The sequence below is a fragment of the Arthrobacter sp. FW306-07-I genome (assembly GCF_021800405.1).
Taxonomy (GTDB): Bacteria; Actinomycetota; Actinomycetes; order Actinomycetales; family Micrococcaceae; genus Arthrobacter.
Map to the genome: position 1 here is coordinate 2,964,706 of NZ_CP084550.1, position 19,391 is coordinate 2,984,096.

At 65.8% G+C, this 19,391-nt stretch carries 22 protein-coding genes; 11 read left to right on the top strand and 11 right to left on the bottom strand.

Going from position 1 to position 19,391, the window contains the following annotated elements:
* Positions 1-61 precede the first annotated feature (61 nt).
* Complete coding sequence (locus LFT46_RS13655) at positions 62-1,027, bottom strand: general stress protein (protein ID WP_236798977.1); 966 nt, start codon at positions 1,025-1,027, stop codon at positions 62-64.
* 77 nt (positions 1,028-1,104) lie between these two features.
* Between LFT46_RS13655 and LFT46_RS13660 the strand changes: the two genes are divergently transcribed.
* The 3 genes from LFT46_RS13660 to LFT46_RS13670 are packed head-to-tail and all read left to right on the top strand — an operon-like array spanning position 1,105 to position 4,280.
* Positions 1,105-2,388: a magnesium transporter MgtE N-terminal domain-containing protein gene (locus LFT46_RS13660; protein WP_236798978.1), complete on the top strand. Its 1,284-nt coding sequence runs from the start codon at positions 1,105-1,107 to the stop codon at positions 2,386-2,388.
* Entirely contained in the window at positions 2,372-3,064 is a 693-nt protein-coding gene (locus LFT46_RS13665) for a DUF1003 domain-containing protein (protein ID WP_236798979.1), read from the top strand. The genes LFT46_RS13660 and LFT46_RS13665 overlap by 17 nt, the downstream gene beginning before the upstream one ends.
* Before the next feature lie 58 nt (positions 3,065-3,122).
* Positions 3,123-4,280, top strand: a complete 1,158-nt coding sequence (locus tag LFT46_RS13670) for an Mrp/NBP35 family ATP-binding protein (protein WP_236798980.1) — start codon at positions 3,123-3,125, stop codon at positions 4,278-4,280.
* A 60-nt stretch (positions 4,281-4,340) separates the two neighbouring features.
* On the opposite strand, the gene LFT46_RS13675 is transcribed toward LFT46_RS13670, so the two are convergent.
* The 3 genes from LFT46_RS13675 to sigE form a co-directional block, all read right to left on the bottom strand.
* Positions 4,341-4,745 carry a Sec-independent protein translocase TatB gene (locus LFT46_RS13675; protein ID WP_236798981.1) on the bottom strand — a complete coding sequence of 135 codons (405 nt, stop codon included), beginning with the start codon at positions 4,743-4,745 and terminating at the stop codon, positions 4,341-4,343.
* Between the two features lie 69 nt (positions 4,746-4,814).
* The gene (locus tag LFT46_RS13680; protein WP_236820134.1) at positions 4,815-5,714 is read right to left on the bottom strand and encodes an anti-sigma factor; all 900 of its coding nucleotides are present in this window, start codon (positions 5,712-5,714) and stop codon (positions 4,815-4,817) included.
* A gap of 7 nt (positions 5,715-5,721) precedes the next feature.
* On the bottom strand, positions 5,722-6,336 hold the full coding sequence (gene sigE / locus LFT46_RS13685; protein WP_236798983.1) for an RNA polymerase sigma factor SigE: 615 nt from the start codon (positions 6,334-6,336) through the stop codon (positions 5,722-5,724).
* Positions 6,337-6,563: 227 nt separating this feature from the next.
* Between sigE and LFT46_RS13690 the strand changes: the two genes are divergently transcribed.
* Positions 6,564-7,196 carry an O-methyltransferase gene (locus tag LFT46_RS13690; protein WP_236798984.1) on the top strand — a complete coding sequence of 211 codons (633 nt, stop codon included), beginning with the start codon at positions 6,564-6,566 and terminating at the stop codon, positions 7,194-7,196.
* A 60-nt stretch (positions 7,197-7,256) separates the two neighbouring features.
* On the opposite strand, the gene LFT46_RS13695 is transcribed toward LFT46_RS13690, so the two are convergent.
* The 4 genes from LFT46_RS13695 to LFT46_RS13710 all read right to left on the bottom strand — a co-directional run bounded on the left by LFT46_RS13695 (position 7,257) and on the right by LFT46_RS13710 (position 10,210).
* A complete protein-coding gene (locus LFT46_RS13695; RefSeq protein ID WP_009357720.1) occupies positions 7,257-7,424 on the bottom strand; it encodes a DUF3117 domain-containing protein in 168 nt (55 codons plus the stop codon).
* A 233-nt stretch (positions 7,425-7,657) separates the two neighbouring features.
* Entirely contained in the window at positions 7,658-8,914 is a 1,257-nt protein-coding gene (locus LFT46_RS13700) for a hypothetical protein (protein ID WP_236798985.1), read from the bottom strand.
* The gene (locus tag LFT46_RS13705; protein WP_236798986.1) at positions 8,911-9,384 is read right to left on the bottom strand and encodes a DivIVA domain-containing protein; all 474 of its coding nucleotides are present in this window, start codon (positions 9,382-9,384) and stop codon (positions 8,911-8,913) included. Before LFT46_RS13705 ends, LFT46_RS13700 begins: the two co-directional genes overlap by 4 nt.
* A gap of 43 nt (positions 9,385-9,427) precedes the next feature.
* On the bottom strand, positions 9,428-10,210 hold the full coding sequence (locus LFT46_RS13710) for a TIGR00730 family Rossman fold protein (protein WP_236798987.1): 783 nt from the start codon (positions 10,208-10,210) through the stop codon (positions 9,428-9,430).
* A gap of 104 nt (positions 10,211-10,314) precedes the next feature.
* Here LFT46_RS13710 and LFT46_RS13715 point away from each other — a divergent pair, with 104 nt between their 5' ends.
* The 4 genes from LFT46_RS13715 to LFT46_RS13730 all read left to right on the top strand — a co-directional run bounded on the left by LFT46_RS13715 (position 10,315) and on the right by LFT46_RS13730 (position 13,596).
* Entirely contained in the window at positions 10,315-11,070 is a 756-nt protein-coding gene (locus tag LFT46_RS13715) for an amino acid ABC transporter ATP-binding protein (RefSeq protein WP_236798988.1), read from the top strand.
* A 70-nt stretch (positions 11,071-11,140) separates the two neighbouring features.
* Positions 11,141-12,028, top strand: coding sequence for a glutamate ABC transporter substrate-binding protein (locus tag LFT46_RS13720; RefSeq protein WP_236798989.1), 888 nt, complete (start codon positions 11,141-11,143; stop codon positions 12,026-12,028).
* Between the two features lie 81 nt (positions 12,029-12,109).
* Complete coding sequence (locus tag LFT46_RS13725; protein WP_236798990.1) at positions 12,110-12,760, top strand: amino acid ABC transporter permease; 651 nt, start codon at positions 12,110-12,112, stop codon at positions 12,758-12,760.
* Positions 12,757-13,596 (top strand): amino acid ABC transporter permease, encoded by an 840-nt coding sequence (locus LFT46_RS13730; protein WP_236798991.1) that lies wholly within the window; start codon positions 12,757-12,759, stop codon positions 13,594-13,596. The genes LFT46_RS13725 and LFT46_RS13730 overlap by 4 nt, the downstream gene beginning before the upstream one ends.
* A gap of 73 nt (positions 13,597-13,669) precedes the next feature.
* On the opposite strand, the gene dapE is transcribed toward LFT46_RS13730, so the two are convergent.
* The gene (gene dapE, locus LFT46_RS13735) at positions 13,670-14,806 is read right to left on the bottom strand and encodes a succinyl-diaminopimelate desuccinylase (RefSeq protein WP_236798992.1); all 1,137 of its coding nucleotides are present in this window, start codon (positions 14,804-14,806) and stop codon (positions 13,670-13,672) included.
* Between the two features lie 51 nt (positions 14,807-14,857).
* Between dapE and dapD the strand changes: the two genes are divergently transcribed.
* Positions 14,858-15,886 (top strand): 2,3,4,5-tetrahydropyridine-2,6-dicarboxylate N-succinyltransferase, encoded by a 1,029-nt coding sequence (dapD, locus tag LFT46_RS13740; RefSeq protein WP_236820135.1) that lies wholly within the window; start codon positions 14,858-14,860, stop codon positions 15,884-15,886.
* Between the two features lie 22 nt (positions 15,887-15,908).
* Complete coding sequence (locus LFT46_RS13745) at positions 15,909-16,766, top strand: hypothetical protein (RefSeq protein WP_442863693.1); 858 nt, start codon at positions 15,909-15,911, stop codon at positions 16,764-16,766.
* 28 nt (positions 16,767-16,794) lie between these two features.
* Here LFT46_RS13745 and LFT46_RS13750 read toward each other — a convergent pair whose 3' ends face one another.
* Together LFT46_RS13750 and LFT46_RS13755 are read right to left on the bottom strand one after the other, a co-directional pair.
* Positions 16,795-17,406 (bottom strand): hypothetical protein, encoded by a 612-nt coding sequence (locus LFT46_RS13750; protein WP_236798995.1) that lies wholly within the window; start codon positions 17,404-17,406, stop codon positions 16,795-16,797.
* Positions 17,407-17,509: 103 nt separating this feature from the next.
* Positions 17,510-18,118, bottom strand: coding sequence for a TetR/AcrR family transcriptional regulator (locus LFT46_RS13755; RefSeq protein ID WP_236798996.1), 609 nt, complete (start codon positions 18,116-18,118; stop codon positions 17,510-17,512).
* Positions 18,119-18,217: 99 nt separating this feature from the next.
* On the opposite strand from LFT46_RS13755, the gene galE reads away from it, so the two are divergent.
* The gene (gene galE / locus LFT46_RS13760; RefSeq protein WP_236798997.1) at positions 18,218-19,231 is read left to right on the top strand and encodes a UDP-glucose 4-epimerase GalE; all 1,014 of its coding nucleotides are present in this window, start codon (positions 18,218-18,220) and stop codon (positions 19,229-19,231) included.
* The last annotated feature ends 160 nt before the right edge of the window (positions 19,232-19,391 follow it).

Genomic DNA, 19,391 nt, shown 5'->3' on the forward strand with positions numbered 1-19,391 from the left:
TCTTTCCGGCGGTCCCGCTTTTTGTATGCCCTGCTGTCAGGCCCTGTAAATCTGTTGGCTGTTACTGCCGGTTTTCGCCCTGGTGCTGGTCGCCGTCGGACACGTGACGTTCTTCCGCACGATGTTCTCCACCGTGCTGTTCCGCACCATGTTCCGGGCTCTGACCCGGACTTTGCTGCCCGGCATCTGCGGCAGGTCCCTGCGGGAGCCGGACACCGTACTGCGGGCGTCCGTCCGGCAGGTCCGGATAGCGGGCCGAACGGACGGGCTGCTGCTGCTGACCGCCCCCATACTGCTGGCCGCCGTCGTGCGGGTGAGCCTGTCCGTCCTGGGCCGATGAGCCGTGCTCTGATCCCTCGCGGGACGGGGACGTATCGTTGACCGCGCCTTGCCGCTGGCCGTAGGGATCGTTCCAACCGGCCGGACGCGCAGGCCCCTGCTGCTGCGGATGCTGCTGCTGATAGGGCTGGTTGTAGTAGTCGTTCTGCGTGTAGGGGCCATGGGCCGAGGCAGCGTCGGAACGGGACATCGGCAGCTGCTGCAGCAGGCGCCGGGCCTCATGGGCTGCTTCGGGGGCCACGATGACGTCGTAGCTAGTTGCCACCACCTGGCTGGTGGACGTGAAGTCACGCTTGCCGCGCTGCATGGCGTAGGTGACGATGCCGAAGAGCATGAAGAAGGCGGCACCCATCAGCACCGACGTCATGATCGAAAAGTATCCGGGGGAAGGCGCGAAAAACGACAGCATGACTCCCACGAACAGGCCAAACCACATGCCGCTCAGTGCCCCCGAAAGCGCCACCCGGGGGTAGCTCAGCCGCCCCGTCACCCGCTCCACCATCTTCAACTCATTGCCGACGATGGAGACCATCTGGACCGGGAACTGCTGGTCTGCCAGGTAGTCCACCGCTTTTTGGGCGTCGAGGTAGGAGGTGTAGGAGCCAACGGTGTCACCGGTGGGAACGGCCCGGGCATCGTCCGGTCCGCTCGGGGCGCCGGCCTTGGGTGCACCAAATAAGTTCGACATAGTCCCATTCTTGCCCATCAAGGTGGGTACTGCCTGTAAATTCAGCTAAAAGAGAGCAGACTCGGTAGCCTGTAGTGGTGAGCACAACACCTACACGCGTCTTCGTGGCGCGCCTTCTGGGCCTCGATGTCTTCGACCCGCTGGGCGACCGGCTGGGCCGGCTGCGCGATGTTGTTGTGCTGTCCCGGGGAACCCAGGGCGCCCCGCACGTGGTGGGCATCGTGGTGGAAGTTCCGGGCAAGAAGCGCGTCTTCGTGCCCATGACCCGCATCACCTCGATCGACCAGACCCAGGTCATCTGCACCGGCCTGGTCAACCTGCGCCGGTTTGAGCAGCGCGGCGCGGAAACCCTGGTGGTGGCCGAGATGTTCGACCGGCGCGTCACCCTCCGTGACGGCAGCGGCGACGCCACCATCGAAGACATCGCCATTGACCAGCACAGGTCCCGTGACTGGTTCGTGAGCAAGCTCTTCGTCCGGCGCGGACACTCGCTGTCACCCCTGAGCCGGCTGCGCCGCAACGAGACCCTGATCATCGACTGGGCGGATGCCCAGCAGGGCCAGAAGACCGAGCCGCAGGCCGCCACCCAGTTCGTGGCCAACCACGAGGACCTCAAACCCGCCGACTTCGCCGAGGCGCTCCAAGAGATGAGCGACAAGCGCCGCTTCGAGGTGGCCAGCGAACTGCAGGACGAACGCCTGGCGGACGTCCTCCAGGAACTCCCGGAGGACGACCAGGTGGAGATCCTCTCCGCCCTGGATGTCCAGCGCGCAGCCGACGTCCTGGAGGAGATGGACCCGGACGACGCCGCCGACCTCCTCGGTGAGCTCCCCTCCGCGCAGGCCGAGGAACTACTCCAGCTGATGGAGCCCGAAGGCGCCGAGGACGTGCGCCGCCTGCTCGAATACGACGAGGACACGGCCGGTGGCCTCATGACCCCCGTGCCGGTCATCCTCCCCCCGGAAGCCACCGTGGCCGAAGCCCTGGCCCACGTCCGGCGCGAGGAGCTCTCCCCGGCACTGGCGTCGTCGATCTTCATTGCCCGGCCGCCGCTGGAAACGCCCACGGGCCGCTTCCTGGGCGTGGTGCACATCCAGCAGCTGCTGCGCTTCCCGCCGTTCGAGGCACTGGGAAACCTGGTGGACAAGAACCTCGAGCCGTTGTCCGACCAAGCGCACATCAGCGAAGTGGCGCGGACCCTGGCTACCTATAACTTGAACTCCCTCCCGGTGATCAATGACGCCGGCCGGCTTGTGGGGGCGGTGACTGTTGATGACGTATTGGATCATTTGTTGCCCGACGACTGGCGCGCCCATGATGGCGAAGCCCCGATAAGAAGGCTCGGTGGCCGCATTGGCTGATATCAGTGCTCCGAAGAACCCCAACCAGCGGAACCTGGCCAAAGCGGAATCAAAAGGCAGCCTCGACACACCCCTGAGCGGCAGGCAGCGGATCCTGCCCACGTTCCGCCCGGACCCCGATGCATTCGGGCACGCCACCGAGGCCTTTGCCCGCTTCATGGGTACGCCCCAGTTCCTGGTCTACATGACGGTGTTCTGCATCTTCTGGCTCGGCTGGAACACGTGGGCTCCCGTGGAATGGCAGTTCGACTCGCGGGACCTTGGTTTCACCCTGCTGACCCTGATGCTGTCACTGCAGGCCTCCTACGCCGCACCCCTGCTGCTGCTGGCGCAGAACCGGCAGGATGACCGCGACCGCGTCTCGCTGCAGCAGGACCGCCAGCGTGCCGAGCGCAACCTGTCCGACACCGAGTACCTCACCCGGGAGCTTGCCTCCCTTCGGATCGCCCTGCGCGAAGTGGCCACCCGCGACTACGTCCGCGCCGAACTGCGCTCCCTCCTTGAGGACCTGCTCGAAGCCCAGGAGGAGCTGCGCACCCACGACGACACCGGCCCGGGTTCCCACGAACCACCGCGGGACAAGGTCAAGGACAAACTGCGCGAACAACGGGACCGGCAGCGCAGCCCGCGTACCCAGCAGATCCCCCGGGTCAAACCCGGCCACTCTGCCCAATGACCGCCAGGCCGTCCACTGACCGGCGGTCCGCAACCGCATGAAAGCCGAGGCTCCTCCCATGAGCGCCCCCATCGATCCCGCAACAGCAGGCAAGTCCCCGCTGCACCCCGCCGTCAACGAGGCCCTGGCCACGGTCATCGACCCTGAACTGCGCCGCCCCATCACTGAGCTGGGCATGGTGGATTCCGTCCAGGTGTCCGACGACGGCAAGGTCACCGTAGCGGTCCTGCTCACCATCGCCGGCTGCCCGCTGCGGGACACCATTACCGCCGATTCCCAAAAGGCCCTTTTCGCTGTTCCGGGCGTCACCGCCGTAGACGTCGAACTGAAGGTGATGGACCAGGCGCAGCGCGACGCGCTCAAGGAGAAGCTGCGCGGCGCGGGCGGGCAGCGCAGCATCCCGTTCAATGAACCCGGCTCGCTCACCAGGGTCTACGCCGTGGCCAGCGGCAAGGGCGGAGTGGGCAAGTCCTCCGTCACCGTCAACCTGGCCAGCGCCCTGGCCGCCCAAGGCCTCCGCGTGGGCATCGTGGACGCGGATGTGTACGGCTTCTCCGTCCCCGCGCTGATGGGGATCACGCAGAAACCCACCCAAGTGGACGATATGATCCTTCCCCCGGTTGCGTACGGGGTGAAGGTGATCTCCATCGGCATGTTCGTCAGCGGCAATAAGCCGGTCGCCTGGCGCGGACCCATGCTGCACCGGGCCCTGGAACAGTTCCTCACCGACGTCTACTTCGGCGATCTGGATGCCCTGTTCCTGGACCTTCCGCCGGGCACGGGTGACATTGCCATCTCCGTTGCGCAGCTGCTGCCCAAGGCCGAGATCCTGGTGGTCACCACACCCCAGGCCGCGGCAGCGGACGTCGCAGAACGGGCCGGTGCCATTGCCACACAGACCGGCCAGAAAATCGCAGGCGTCATTGAGAACATGTCCTACCTGGAGATGCCCGACGGCGGCCGGATGGAGCTGTTCGGAAGCGGTGGCGGGGCAGTCCTCACCGAACGCCTCAGCGCCACGGTAGGGGCGGACGTTCCGTTGCTGGGCCAGATTCCCCTGGACATCCAGTTGCGGGAAGGCGGGGACTCGGGGGTGCCGATCGTCCTGGGCCAGCCGGGCTCGGCGGGCGCGATGGCGCTGGCGGCAATCGCAGGGCAGTTGGCGGCCAAACCCCGTGGGCTGGCCGGGATGAAACTGGGGCTGCAGCCCCGGTAATCAGTAAGCCCCGTTGACCACTAATTGCCGCCGGGCGGTGAGCCCCGTGGGGCGGCAGGCCTAGGTGGCTTCGGTGTCGAACGGCGCTGTCTCGCCCGGCGCCAGCCGCTCCACGACCCTTTCGGGCCGCGCAGGAGCCGACTCCGCGGCTGCCGCCGCGCCGGAAACTGCAGCGACGGCGGCCGGGGCGTTGGCGCTCACCGGCTTGGTGTCGTCGTCGAGGAGTGCTTCCTTGATGATGCGTCGGGGATCGTACTGGCGCGGATCGTACTTCTTCCAGTCGACATCGTCGATGTCGATGCCCACTTCTTCCTTGATCTGCTCGCGGGCACCGTTGGCCATGCGGCGGACTTCCTTGACCAGGTTCGCCAGCTTCTGGGTATATTCGGGCAGCCGCTGGGGGCCGATCACCAGTACGCCAATGATCAGCAGAAGAATGAACTCCGGGCCGTTGATTCCAAACACTTTAGGAAGATTACCCTTTCCGGGCTGCGAGTGACGATTCCCGTCCGCGGGACGGAGCAACAGTTCGCGTCACTGGTTGAACAGGGCCGCGATCTTGCTGAACCCGCGCTCCAGCCGGGTCTCCAGTGGCTCGGCGGCCTGCCCCTCGGAAGTCTCCGGAACGGCGGCCGCCACCCCTTCTGCGGCACTGTCGGCGAGGCGTTTGAGGATGGGCAGGGCTTCGTTGGCCTGCGCCGCGGGCAGGTCGGAGCGGTAGGTGATGGTGAGGCCTTCCGCGCGGTAAGTGGCGGCCCATGGCGATGTGGCCCAATCCTGCGACGGACCCGCTTTGCCGCCGGCTCCGGTGGCTTTCACCGGCACACTTCCGGCAGCCGCGGCCTGGGCTGCGGGTTGCCCGGTGACGGGATGCTGTTCAGTAACGGTGGCGTGATGAGCGCCGTCGGTAAGCCGGAGCTCCACCGCAGGCTGGCCGTCAACAACCAGCGCCTTGGCCGATTCCACGTGGAATCCCATGGCCTGCAGTTCAGGGCAGGCCCAGCCCTCGGAGCGCAGCGTGGCGAGCTGTGCTGCGGTCAACGTCCTGCCGTCCGCCGGTGTCTGCGAGGAGACATGCGAAAAGGCCGCCTCGGTGGCCCCCGCCCCGCCGGCCGCGGGGTCTCCTGCCGCCGTGAACGCCCCGACGGCCAGCACTCCGGCAGCCGCCACCGTTCCGCCGGCCGTCAGCGCCAGGGCCCGGGCGGCCAGCGAGGTCCCGCTTTGGTGTACAGGCGCAGGCGGCTGGGCCGCCAGTTCACTCGTGCGCGCCAGCAGGCGTGCCGTCAGGTCACCGCTGGCGGGTGGAATGGGAGCATCCCGGAGGCGCTCAAGGTACTGCTGTTCCCGGCGCACGGTGGCGGCACACTCCTGGCAGGCCTCAAGGTGGCTGCCGTTGCGCTGATGCCTGCCGCCGAAAGGAAACTGGGACCTCATGCGCCGTTCAGAGGATGCCGGCGATGCGGGGCATCGATAGCTTGCGGCGGGACTGCTGCGGGCGCGGATCGCGGTGGGCGAGCTTCTCCCGGAGCATGGTCCTGCCGCGGTGGATGCGCGAGCGGACGGTACCCAGCTTCACGCCCAGAGCCTCCGCGACTTCGTCGTAGGACAGCCCCTCGAGGTCGCACAGGACCACGGCGGCGCGGAAGTCCGGCGGAAGTTCCTCCAGCGCGGCCTGCACATCCAGGTCCAGGTTGTTCAGTTCGAAGCTTTGCTCGGGGCCCGGCTCACGGCCCGGCAGCCGGGACTCTGCGTCCTCCGCCAGCGCGTCGAAACGGATGCGGGTCTTCCGGCGGGCCTGGTCAAGGAACAGGTTGGTGGTGATGCGGTGCAGCCAGCCGTCGAGCGTCCCCGGTTTGAAGTTGTCCAGCGAACGGAAGACGCGGACGAAGACCTCCTGGGTGAGGTCCTCGGCGTCGAACTTGTTGCCGGTCAAGCGGTAAGCCAGCCGGTAGACCTTCGCCGAATGGTTGGTGACCACTTCTTCCCAAGTGGGACGGACCCACCCATCATCGGGATGGTTGACTGCAGGGACAGGTGCCACAACTGAAGATGACATCGTCCACTCCCCTCATGGAATGCTAACGCCCGGATACTGTTGACATCTCTGATTCGGCGCCGGTCACCTTTTGGATGAGCGGATACCAATCATGTCAAACTTCGCTGGGAATTTCCTGACTGCAGGCGAACTTCAGCCTTGGGCGCAACGGGTGCTTCCCCGGCCTGCCCGGCCAAACACAGTAGGCTTGGGGAGACATTCCCCCTTACGCCCAGAAAGCGAAATCCATGAGCGCCGACAAGTCCAGCAGCTGGTCCTATGCAGAAGATCTGCCCGCTGAGGATGAGGTAATGCTTCGGGCCCGGGAGCGTTCGTATGAATTGGGCGTCAACGCGATCAGCCCCGGCGTAGGCGCCGTCCTTACGGTGCTGGCCGCTGCCTCCAAGGCCCAGACCGCGGTGGAGATCGGCACGGGCGCCGGGGTCTCCGGCGTGTGCCTCCTGCGCGGCTTGAGCCCGCATGCGGTCCTGACCACCATCGACGTGGACGTCGAACACTTGAGGGCGGCCCGCGAGGCGTTCGCCGAAGCCGGCAGTCCGGCCAACCGTACGCGCACCATTTCTGGCCGCGCCGGCGATGTCCTGCCGCGGCTGACTGACGGGGCCTACGACCTGGTGTTCATCGACGCGGACAAGCCAGGCCTCCCCGGATATGTGGAACAGGCCGTCCGGCTGCTCAAGCGTTCCGGGCTGCTGGTCATCAACGACGCCCTGGACAAGGACAAGGTGGCGAACCCCGCCGGGCGGGAGCCCAACACAGTGACCCTGCGCCAGGTGGGCAAGGCAATCCGCGACGACGACAGGCTGGCTTCCGCAATGCTTCCCACCGGGGACGGCCTGCTGGTGGCCGTTAAGAAGTAGGTATCCCCCGAAGACAGACAGGGTCCGCAGCCCGCAGGCTGCGGACCCCGTCCGGCACAATTATTCGGTAACGCCGACGAGGCATTCCTTGAGGTTGGCTGCTTCGGCAGCGTTCAGTTCGACCACCAGGCGTCCGCCGCCTTCGAGCGGGACGCGCATGATCAGGCTGCGGCCCTCCTTGGTGACTTCCATTGGGCCGTCGCCGGTGCGTGGTTTCATAGCCGCCATGAGGAATTCCCCTCCATTTTGTCCCAGGACTGATCAGCCCGGGCGGGCTGTGTCCGCATGTCGATCAGGCGGCCATGGCGGGCTGGTGGTTCCACCGCCAAGGCTGCGCGTTTTCTGAATGCTTTTGTCCTTGCTTACCTATCATTATCGCGGAATTACCCGCCCGTAGCTAATCGATGGACATTTTCCTGCGCGTGTTATTCCCGTCCTGACCTGCACAGAAGCACGTTTTGCTAGGGCGGATAATCCCCTCCGCCGGGCAGCGGCGCCCACGCCCACAGCCACACGATCCACACGACCTGGAGCAGCAGGAACATCACCACCACGGTCCCCCGGTACGCCCTTGACCGGGAGAGGAAAGCCGCGCCCAGGGCCAGCGGAAACAGCGGCAGCAGCATCCTGAAGGTACTGGTCTGCGGGTGGAGGAAGGCCAGAAGGTATCCCATGTAGCAGGCGCACCACAGCCGCAGTTCGACGCCGAGCCGCACCACCGGGCGGAGGAACAGCATCGCGGCGAACAGCGCCACGAAAACTACGGGGGCAAGGACGCCCAGGACGGGGCCAAAAAGCTCCACGCCGGTGTCGAACCACGGTTTGAAAGGCACCAGATCCTGGCCACGCCACACGGTTTCTGTTTTGGTATAGGCCTGCGGGTCACCGGTGGCCACCCATGCGACGGCGGGCCAGGCGAGGGCGGAAACGCCCGCGACGGCGGTTAGCCCCGTCAGTGCGGCCAGGTCCCGGCCGGAATGGGCTGCTTCATTGCTGCCCCGCTGCGGGCTGGCACGGACGAATGCGATGGCCCGGAAGACCAGGAGCAGCCCCACCATGGCGGCAAAGGGGACACCCACGGGCCGGGAGAGGCAGAGCAGGACCACCACGGGCATGGCCGACAGGTACTGCCGGCGCACCACCAGCAGCAGGGCCCACGCGAGCAGCATGAGCGACAGGGGTTCGGCGTAGGGGACCTGGAGGACGGCGGAAACGGGGAAGGCCGCGAAGAACGCAACACCCCACATGGCGGTGGCATGGCTGGCCTTCTGCCGGAAAAGTTTGTACACCACCAGCGCTGCGCCCCAGCCCGCCAGCATGGCGATCAGCGTGAGCGAGGCGGCGGGGCTGAGGCCGGTGATACGGCTGAGGCCACCGGCCAGGGCTGGGAAGAGCGGGTAGAAGGCCCACGTATTTTCCTGCACATTGCCGGCACTGTCCGTAGGAAGGACCGACGGGTAGCCGTTGGCGATGACCTGGCCGTACCAGCGGGCATCCCAGATGTTGATGAAGTTCCAGTAGTCCGGCTTTGGGGGGAACCAGGGGTTGGGGCCCTGATGGAGTGCCGCGGCCATGAAGATGCACGCGGTGACCACCCTCGCCGCCGCGTACAGGGCCGTCACCTGGAGCCAGGAGGGCCAGCTGCGGACGGCGGAAGCCACGCGGTGGGCTGCGTTGCCGGCGGATGCCAGCGGGTTGCGGCGGTCCACCGTGCTCACAGGCCGCCCTTCCCCGGGGCTGCATCCTCATGGACGGGAGTGGAGCCGCCCCGGAGGCCAGCCTCTCCGGCGCTTCCTGTGCCCGGCTCTTGCCCTGCCGCATCAGCAGCGGCGGTTCCGCCGTCGGAAGTCTGCTCAGAAGGTTCCTCAGGGGCCTCCAGCCGGCCGCGCAGCTCAGCTATTTCGGCATCCTTTGCGGCGAGCTGGTCCCGCAGCTCGTCCAGGACCTGGTCCACCTGGTCCATCCGGTAGCCGCGCAGGCCCAGCGAGAAACGCAGCCGCGTCACGTCCTCCGGAACGGCGTGCTCGGGAAGGAGCACCGGCGGAAGGTTCGCGGGCGGTTCTTCGAAACCACCGTCCAGGAGTGCAGGCAGCCCGGCGCCGCCCGGTGTGCGGGAACGCCCGCCCAGGGCGGCCCAAAGGACCGCCACCACCAGCACGACGGCGAGGAAAACGAGGAAGAAGCTCACGGCTCCATCGTGCCAGACCGCCGGCTGGAACCGTTGCGCCACGTTACTCCGGCCGCTGCTCGCCGTTCATGGAAGGAGTCACCGCGCCATGCAGGACGCGGTCCACGGCTTCCGCGGGGTCGTCCACCAGCTGGATGAGGTCCAAGTCCTTTTCGGAAACCATTCCCTCGGCCACCAGCGTGCCCCGGATCCAGTCGATCATCGGTCCCCAGAAATCGACGCCCAGGAGCACGATGGGGAAGGATGTCACCTTCCGGGTCTGCACCAGGACCATTGCCTCGAACAGCTCATCCAATGTCCCCAGGCCGCCGGGCAGCACGATGAAGCCCTGTGCGTATTTGACGAACATGGTCTTGCGGGCGAAGAAATAGCGGAAGTTAATGCCGAGGTCCACCCACTGGTTCAGGCCCTGCTCGAACGGCAACTCGATACCGAGGCCAACGGACACGCCATTGCCCTCCACCGTCCCCCGGTTGGCCGCCTCCATGGAGCCCGGGCCACCGCCGGTGATCACTGCTACTCCGGCCTCGGCGAGCTTGCGGCCCACTTCGACGCCCATCTCGTAGTAAATGCTGCCGGGTTTGGTGCGGGCTGAACCGAAGACGCTGACGGCTTTTCCAATATCCGCGAGCGCCCCGAAGCCTTCCACGAACTCGCTCTGGATGCGCAGGACGCGCCAGGGATCGGTGTGGACGAACTGGCCGGGGCCCTTGGTATCAAGCAGATGCTGGTCCGACATTTCCACTGCCGCCTGCTTGCGGCGCAGCTCAAGGGGCCCCTTACGGCGCGGCTGGGAATTCTTGGCCGGATCTGCGTTGATGCTCATTCACCTAGGCTAACCTCCAACCACAGGTATCTCTTGAATCACGATCAGCATGAAGTTGGGGTGATTGGCGTCATAACCCACCGTTGTTCGCTAGATTCTTTCCTATGACTACTCATGTGCCCGGCGATGCTCTCGTCTCCCTGAACGCCGTTAATAAGCATTACGGCCAGCTGCACGTTCTGAAGGACATCAACCTCCAGGTCCGCAAGGGCGAGGTTGTTGTGGTCATCGGGCCCTCCGGTTCCGGTAAGTCCACCCTCTGCCGGGCCATCAACCGCCTGGAAACCATTGAGGGCGGAACCATCAGCATCGACGGGAAAGTCCTCCCCGAGGAAGGCAAGGAACTCGCCCAGCTCCGCGCCGACGTCGGAATGGTTTTCCAGTCGTTCAACCTGTTCGCGCACAAGACCATCCTTGAAAACGTGACCCTTGGGCCCATCAAGGTCAAGGGCGTTTCCAAGGCGGCGGCTGAAAAGGACGCCATGGCACTCCTGGAACGGGTAGGCGTGGGGCACCAGGCTCCCAAGCTCCCGGCCCAGCTCTCCGGCGGCCAGCAGCAGCGCGTCGCAATTGCCCGCGCTTTGGCAATGAAGCCGAAGGTCATGCTGTTCGACGAGCCCACGTCCGCCCTGGACCCCGAAATGATCAACGAGGTTCTGGACGTCATGGTCCAGCTCGCCAAGGAAGGCATGACCATGATCGTGGTCACCCACGAGATGGGGTTCGCCCGCAAGGCCGCCGACCGCGTGGTTTTCATGGCAGACGGCCAGATTGTTGAAGACGACACCCCGGAGGAATTCTTCACCAACCCGAAGAGTGACCGCGCCAAGGACTTCCTGTCCAAGCTGCTCACCCACTGATTCAACCGAACCAACACACTTCAGTTCGCATCCAGGCCGGAAACCCACGGCCATCAATGAAAGGAATGTCATGAAGACATTTATGTCCCGGCGGAAGTCCTTCGTCGTGGCGGCTACCGCTGCCCTCGCCTTGTCCCTCAGCGCCTGCGGCGGCGGCGACTCCGGCGGGTCCAGCAACCCCAGCCCGGTCGAAAAGCCTTCCTTCGCTGCCGGCACCACCATGGAGAAGCTGTCCTCCGCCGGCACCATCAAGATCGGCACCAAGTTCGACCAGCCGCTGTTCGGCCAGGTGGGCCTGGACGGCAAGCCGGTCGGTTTCGACGTTGAAATCGGCAAGCTGATCGCCGCCAAGCTGGGCATTCCCGCAGACAAGATCGAGTGGTCGGAGACCGTTTCGGCCAACCGCGAGCCCTTCATCGAGCAGGGCAAGGTGGACCTGGTCATCGCCACGTACACCATCAGCGACAAGCGCAAGCAGGTTGTGGACTTCGCCGGCCCGTACTACCAGGCCGGCCAGGCGCTCATGGTGAACAAGGACAACGACACCATCAAGAAGCCTGAAGACGTCAAGGGCAAGAAGGTCTGCTCCGTCACCGGCTCCACCCCGGCTGCCACCATCGTGGACAAGTACGGCGCGGAACTGGTTCCGGCCGCCACCTACTCCGCGTGCCTGGAACCGCTGCGCAACAAGCAGGTTGAAGCGGTCACCACTGACAACGTGATCCTCGCCGGCTTCGTTGACAAGGAACCGGACGCCTTCAAGCTGGCCTCCGATGAAACCTTCACCAAGGAGCCCTACGGCATCGGCCTGAAGAAGGGCGACAAGGAATTCCGCAGCTGGATCAACGACCAGCTGGAATCCTTCGAAAAGGACGGCTCCTACAAGAAGGCCTGGGAAGCCACCGCAGGTTCGGTCATCAAGACCGCACCCAGCCTCCCGCCCATCGACCGCTACTAACCAGCGTCCAGCTGCCGGGGCTGCACAGCGGCCCCGGCAGCACAGCTTTTAATCCGTCCACGCTTACAGCCGAAGGATCCTATGGACGTCATCATTGAAAACCTGCCCCTTTACTGGACTGGTTTTCTCCGCACACTTTTCCTCTCCGTCGTCTCCGGCATCTTCGCGTTGATCCTCGGAACCCTGCTGGCGGCAGCGCGCGTTTCCCCGGTTGCGGCGCTGCGCGGTTTCAGCACCGTCTACGTGGAGATCCTCCGCAACACCCCGCTGACCATCGCCTTCTTCTTCGCAGCCATTGTGCTCCCCCGGCTTGGGGTCAAGTTCGAGCAGTTCGAGGTCGCCGCGATCATCGCCCTCAGCACCTACACCGCAGCGTTCATCGCCGAAGCTGTCCGCTCAGGTGTCAACAGCGTGCCCGTGGGCCAGGCGGAGGCCGCGCGCAGTATCGGCATGAAGTTCGGCCAGGTACTCACGCTCATCATCCTCCCCCAGGCCCTGCGGACAGTGATCCCGCCGCTGATCAACATCCTGATCGCCCTGGTCAAGAACTCCTCCGTGGCCGGTGCCTTCTTCGTCCTGGAACTGTTCGGCTACGGCCGGCAACTGGCCAACGCCAATGGTGACGCCGTCATCACCGTCCTGCTGGGCACTGCGTTCTTCTATCTGCTCCTCACCGTTCCGCTGGGAATCCTCGCCAACACGGTGGAACGAAAGGTGGCGATTGCCCGATGAGCTCCGTTCTGTACGACGTTCCCGGCCCCAAAGCACGCCGGATCTCCCTGATTGCCTCAATCATCGGCGGCCTGTTGATTCTCGGCCTGCTGGCGTGGGTCGTCATGACCCTCGCGCAGCAGGGAATCTTCGAGGCGCGCCGCTGGCAGATCTTCACCCGCGCCGACGTGTGGCGGCTGCTCGGCAACGGGTTGGGTGCCACTCTTTCCGCAGCCGCCATCGCAGCAGTCATCGCCTTCCCGCTGGGGCTGCTGCTGTGCCTGCTGCGGATCTCGGATGCTGCTGTCATCCGGATCCCCACCCGGATCATTCTGGAATTCCTGCGCGGCATGCCAGTGGTCCTGATGATGCTCTTCATCCTGCTGGGATTCCGCACCTCCGCGTTCATTGCCGTTATCGCCGGCCTGGTGCTCTACAACGGCGCCGTGTTCGCGGAGATCATCCGCGCCGGCATCCAGTCACTGCCCAAGGGACAGCGCGAGGCGGGGCTGGCCATCGGCCTGACCAGCTACAAGTCCCGCATGCTCATCGAACTGCCGCAGGCTATCCGCCGCATGATGCCGTCGCTCGTGGCGCAGATGGTGGTGCTCCTGAAGGACACCTCGCTGGGCTACATCGTGGCCTACGGTGAACTGCTGCGCGCGGTGCAGGTCATGGCAGACTTCCTGGGGCCGCAGTACCTGTTCCCCGTCTTCTTCGTGGCCGCCGCCATCTACATCGCCATCAACATTTCCGTATCGCGGCTGGCTGTGTGGATCGAGCGCCGCGGCTCCAAGAAGGCTGCCGGCGGTGTGGCCAAGGCCGAACCGGACGTCCTGGAGGCTGCGGCTCCCTAGTCCGCGAAGCCTTCGACAAAAGAGGGCCGGAACTCCCGCGGGAGTTCCGGCCCTCTTTTGTCTTTAAGCTCCCTCAGGCCGCCAGCCAGCTCTGCAGGGCGGCAAGGCATTTGCGGACGGCGTCGGCGTCCACGTGCTCGTTATCCTTGTGCGCCAGCAGCGCATCTCCTGGGCCGAAGTTGACCGCCGGGATGCCCAGTTCGCTGAAACGCGCGACGTCGGTCCAGCCGTATTTGGGCTTGGGCGCGGCTCCCACGGCGGCAACGAAGGAGGCGGCGGCCGGGTGCTGCAGCCCGGGCCGGGCGCCGGCGGCGGCGTCGGTGCGGACCACGTCGAAGCCCGCCAACAGTTCCCGGACGTGGGCCTCGGCCTCATCAGGCGTCTTGTCCGGGGCGAACCGGTAGTTGATCTCCACAACGCAGCGGTCCGGAATCACATTGCCCGCTGTGCCGCCGTTGATCTTCACCGCGTTGAGGCTTTCCCGGTAGTCAAGGCCGTCAACGTTGATGGTCCGGGGTTCGTAGGCTGCCAGGCGGGCCAGGATGGGCGCTGCCGCGTGGATGGCGTTGCTGCCCATCCAGGCGCGGGCCGAATGCGCAGCCTCCCCCGCCGTGGTGGCCTCGAACCGACTGGTGCCATTGCAGCCGCCCTCCACGGTGCCGTCGGTTGGCTCCAGCAGGATGGCGAAGTCTCCCTGCAGCAGGTCTCCGTGGTTGCGGACCAGGCGCCCCAGGCCGCTCTTCACCGCTTCCACTTCCTCGTGGTCGTAGAACACAAAGGTGACGTCCCGCTTGGGCTGCGCGCCGCCGTCGAACATCCCTGCGGCCAAAGCCAGCTGGACCGCCACGCCGCCTTTCATGTCCGTGGCGCCGCGGCCATACAGGATGCCCTCGCCGGGAACCCCGGACTCCCAGCTGGAAGGGACGGTGCCCTTGGAGCCTTCGGTGAGCGGCAGCGGGACGGTGTCCAGGTGTCCGGCGAGGATGACGCGCTCAGGGCGGCCCAGTTCCGTCCGCGCGATGATCGCGTCCCCGTCGCGCACGACGCTGAGCTGGGGAATCTCCAGCAAAGCGGTTTCGACGGCGTCCGCCAGCTGGGTTTCATTACCGGACACACTGTTGATGTCCATCAGGGCTGCGGTCAGCAACGCCACATCCTGGCGGAGGTCAAGGACGGACACGGCAGGTTCAGGGGCGGTTTCAGCAGTCACGAAGCCAGTCTAGTTCGAACCGCCCGCCCGGCCCTCGATAGACTGGGGCACATGACTGAGACCGCTTCCTCCGCCGTGCCCGAAACCTTGACCTCAACCGCTGATGACCGTTCCGCCTATGGCTTTGGCGTGGCCACCATTGCCACCGCCGGCGGTGACGCCACCGTCCTGGACGTCTGGTTCCCGGCACCGGCGCTTGGTGTTGCGGCGGAAGACCTCCGCTCGGTGGAGAACGCCGACGAAGCACTGACCCGCATCGCGGAGAACGGCGTCGACGAGGACCGCGGCACGGAACAGAAGGTGGTCTTCGTCCAGATCAACCTGGATGAGGCCCCCGCAGACACCGCTGACGCCTACCTGCGGCTGCACCTGCTGTCACACCGCCTGGTCCAGCCCAACACCATCAACCTGGACGGCATCTTCGGCAAGCTCCCCAATGTCGTGTGGACCAACTTCGGGCCGGCCGCCGTGGAAGGCTTCGAACTGACGCGCGCAAAGCTGCGCCGCCGTGGTGCCGTCACCGTCTACGGCATCGACAAGTTCCCGCGCATGGTGGATTACGTGGTACCCAGCGGTGTTCGCATTGCCGACGCCGACCGGGTCCGCCTTGGTGCGCACCTCGCCGCCGGCACCACCGTCATGCACGAGGGCTTCGTGAACTTCAACGCCGGCACGCTGGGCACCTCCATGGTGGAGGGACGCATTTCCGCAGGAGTAGTGGCCGGCGACGGCAGCGACGTGGGCGGGGGCGCCTCCATCATGGGCACCCTCTCCGGCGGGGGCAAGGAAAAAATCACCATCGGCGAGCGCGTCCTGCTCGGCGCGAACTCCGGCGTGGGCATCAGCATCGGTGACGATTCGGTGGTGGAGGCAGGCCTCTACGTCACGGCAGGCACCCGGGTCCGCGTTCCCGGGCCCAAGGACGAGGTGGGCGAGGACACCACCAAGATCGTCAAGGCTGCCGAACTCTCCGGCGTTCCCAACCTTCTGTTCCGCCGCAACTCCACCACCGGTGCGGTTGAAGCCCTGCCCCGCAAGGGCCAGACAGTTGAACTGAACGACGCCCTGCACGCCAACTAGTTCCTTCATGGCACCTCTGTCTGTGGCGCGCAGGCGCGGCCTGCGCCGCCTGGCGGTGCTGCTCCTCACCCTCGCGCTGGTAGCGGGAGGCATTTATACGGCGGTGTACTTTGTGCAGCGTTCCGAGACCCTCGTTTCGGAACGCTGCACAGCCAAGGCCGCGGGCCGGAGCGGGGAGCTAGCGCCTGACCAGGCGGCCAATGCGGCTTTAATCACCGCAGCAGCTGTCCGGCGGGGCCTTCCCCCGCGTGCCGCCACCATCGCCCTGGCCACGGCCATGCAGGAGTCGAAGCTGCGCAACATCGGCCACGGTGACCAAGCCGGACCGGACTCACGCGGGCTCTTCCAGCAGCGGCCGTCCCAGGGCTGGGGCACGGAGGCGCAAATCATGGACCCTTACTACGCCGTCAATGCGTTCTACGACGCCCTGGTGAAGATTCCCGGCTACGAGACGCTGGACATCACCGACGCAGCCCAGCAGGTCCAGCGGTCCGCCTACCCCAAGGCGTACGCGCAGCATGAAGAGATGGGACGGGCGTTCGCGTCGGGGCTCACCGGACAGACTCCGGCCGGAGTCCAGTGCACACTCCGCTCCCCCACCGCGGGCGGAAATTCCGCATCGGTGGCCACCGAACTTGACCAGGCCTACGGTGGCGTTGACAGCCGGGTGGATGGTTCCACCCTGGTGGTGGACTCCCAGGGGACGCTGGCCTGGTCCGTGGCCCAGTGGGCAGTTGCCAACGCCAAGGACTTGTCCGTGGTGCGGGTCGAAGCGGAGGGGCACACCTGGCAGCGCGCCAGTGGCGACGGCTGGCAGGTCACGGGTTCCCCCGACGGCCAGGTGCGCATCACGGTGCGGACGGCCGACGGCGGCAGCTGAGTGCCGCCGTCGGCCTCCCGCCTGGGGGCTAGACCAGGATTTCCAGCACCGGTTGGACGTAGCTGCGGAACAGTTCAGGCTGGCTCATCAGTTCCTGGCTCATGATGATCTTGTCGGGCTCCAGGTACCAGGCCCGCTGCTCATCCAGCGGCAGTTCGATAATGGTCAGCTTGAAGTCCCGCGAATCCCGCCCCACTTCCATCAGCCTGTCGTCCACCATGTCCTGGAGCAGCTGGTCGGTTCCCGTGGCAACGCGTTCGGCTTCAAGCTCGGCATATTCGCTTCTGCGCTCCCTGGCCCAGGTGAGCGCGGAACCAAAATGTGCCTGCAGTACCCGCTGCAGGGCCGGAGAGTTGCCGAAGGCTTCGAAGCTCGGCGGCGATAGTTCGGGCGACGCCTGCGGATAGGCCTTGAGCAGCTGTTCCCACCAGGCCTCCCATTCTGTCTTCAGTGCGCTGAGGCCGCCCACGTCTGAAGTCAGGTGCCTGTGGTCGGCCGGGCGGATTTTGGGCGTTGCATGGGACAGCATGGGGCGGCCCACGCCGTTCAGGCCGGCCGCGTCCCGGACGTAGAGCGCAATCATCATCGGCCCGGACGTGTCCGTAGTGATCTGCCACCCTGAACCGCTTGCGTGCTGCATCCGAAGTCCTTCCCTGGCCTGCTTCTGCCGGGGCGCCATGACAGCTCCCGCGCACCCGGCTATCAGTCTATTCCCGCAGCCAATTCACGGAAGTGCAGGCCATTTAACGGACCAGCCCGTCCAGGTGCCGCTCCAGGACGTCGCGGCACATCTGCGCGGTCATCCACGCGGGTTGCAGCAGGGCATGCATGCACAGACCGTCCAGTGTGGCCAGGAGCCGTTCGGCCTCGACCACCAGGTTCTCCTGCGGTTCGTCATGCGGGAGCAGCGAGGCCACCACGCCGCCCACGATGGCCGCCACTTCACGGTGGCTCCGGTCGGCTTCGGCCGCAAGGAAGGGCCTGATCCGAGCGGCGTTCTTGAAAGCCAGCCAGGCGCAGGCGTCCATGGCTGTTTCCTCGTCCAGGGGAAGGACGCCGCCCAGGAGGGTTAAAACAGCGCCGCGCTGCTCAGGGCTGCCGGCGGCCGCGTCCCGCACCGGCGGCAGGAGTCCCTCCAACCGGGAAACGACCCGGTCAACCACCGTGCCGAAGGAGAAGGCCAGCAGCTCCTCGCTCCCCTGGAAGTAGTGCCGGACCGAACCAACCGCCAGCCCGGCTTCATCCGCCACCTCCCGCAGCGAAGCACGCTCCAGCCCGTCGACGGCGATAATGCGGAGAACCGCCTGGACAACATCCTGCCGCCTGGCGTCGGCGTCAACTATTTTGGGCACCATCCTTATTAGCACAGATGTGCTTCCATCAAGGCACCCGGCCGCCCGGCATCCGGAACGCTGCGGCGGCGAACGGTCCGCGTGGGATAGCGTTGAGGCATGAAAATCTTGGTTACCGGGGGCACCGGCTACATCGGTTCCCACACTGTTCTTTCCCTGCAGGAAGCCGGCCACGACGTGGTCGTCATCGACAACCTGGTCAATTCCAGCGAGGAATCGCTGCGGCGGGTGGCAGAACTCAGCGGCAAGCCCGCCGAGTTCCACCACGTTGACCTGGTGGACGAGGCCGCCGTCGAGAAAGTCTTCGCCGGCAGCGGCATCGACGCCGTCATCCACTTCGCAGGCCTCAAAGCCGTCGGGGAGTCAGTGCAGGAGCCGCTGAAGTACTACTACAACAACCTGGTGGGCACCCTGAACCTGATCCGCGTCATGGACAGGCACGATGTCCGGTCCATCGTCTTCAGCTCCTCGGCCACCGTCTATGGGGAGCACAATCCCATCCCCTACGTGGAAAAGATGGAGATCGGCGCCAACAACCCCTACGGGCGCACCAAGGAACAGATCGAGGACATCCTCTCCGACCTCGGCGCCGCCGACTCCCGCTGGCACATAGCACTGCTGCGCTACTTCAACCCCGTGGGCGCGCACCCGTCAGGGCGCATCGGCGAAGACCCCCAGGGCATCCCCAACAACCTGGTCCCGTTCATTGCCCAGGTGGCCGTGGGCCGCCGCGAGAAGCTCATGGTGTTCGGCGGCGACTACGACACTCCGGACGGAACGTGCCTGCGCGACTACATCCATGTGGTGGACCTCGCCGAGGGCCACGTCGCTGCGCTGAACCACATCGCAGGGCGTACCGGCGTCTTCCGCTGGAACCTGGGCTCCGGCAAGGGCTCCTCCGTCCTGGAGGTCCTGCGGTCCTTCGAGAAGGCCGTGGGCAAGCCCATCCCCTACGAGATCACCGGACGCCGTGCTGGAGACCTTCCTGCCTTCTGGGCCGACGCAACCTCCGCGCTGGCGGACCTGAGCTGGTCCACCACCAAGACCGTGGACCAGATGTGCGAGGACCACTGGCGCTGGCAGAAGAACAACCCCCAGGGCTACGCCTCCTGACCATCCCCGTCGATTGCTCCCCGCCGGCTCCCCGCCCTCGAAAGCTCGGGCCCGGGCCATCCCCGTCGATTGCTGCGTACTTGTCGTTTTGGCGGCCCAAAACGACAAGTACGCAGCAGCGGATGGTGATTAACGCGAAACGGCCGCCCACCTGAGAAAG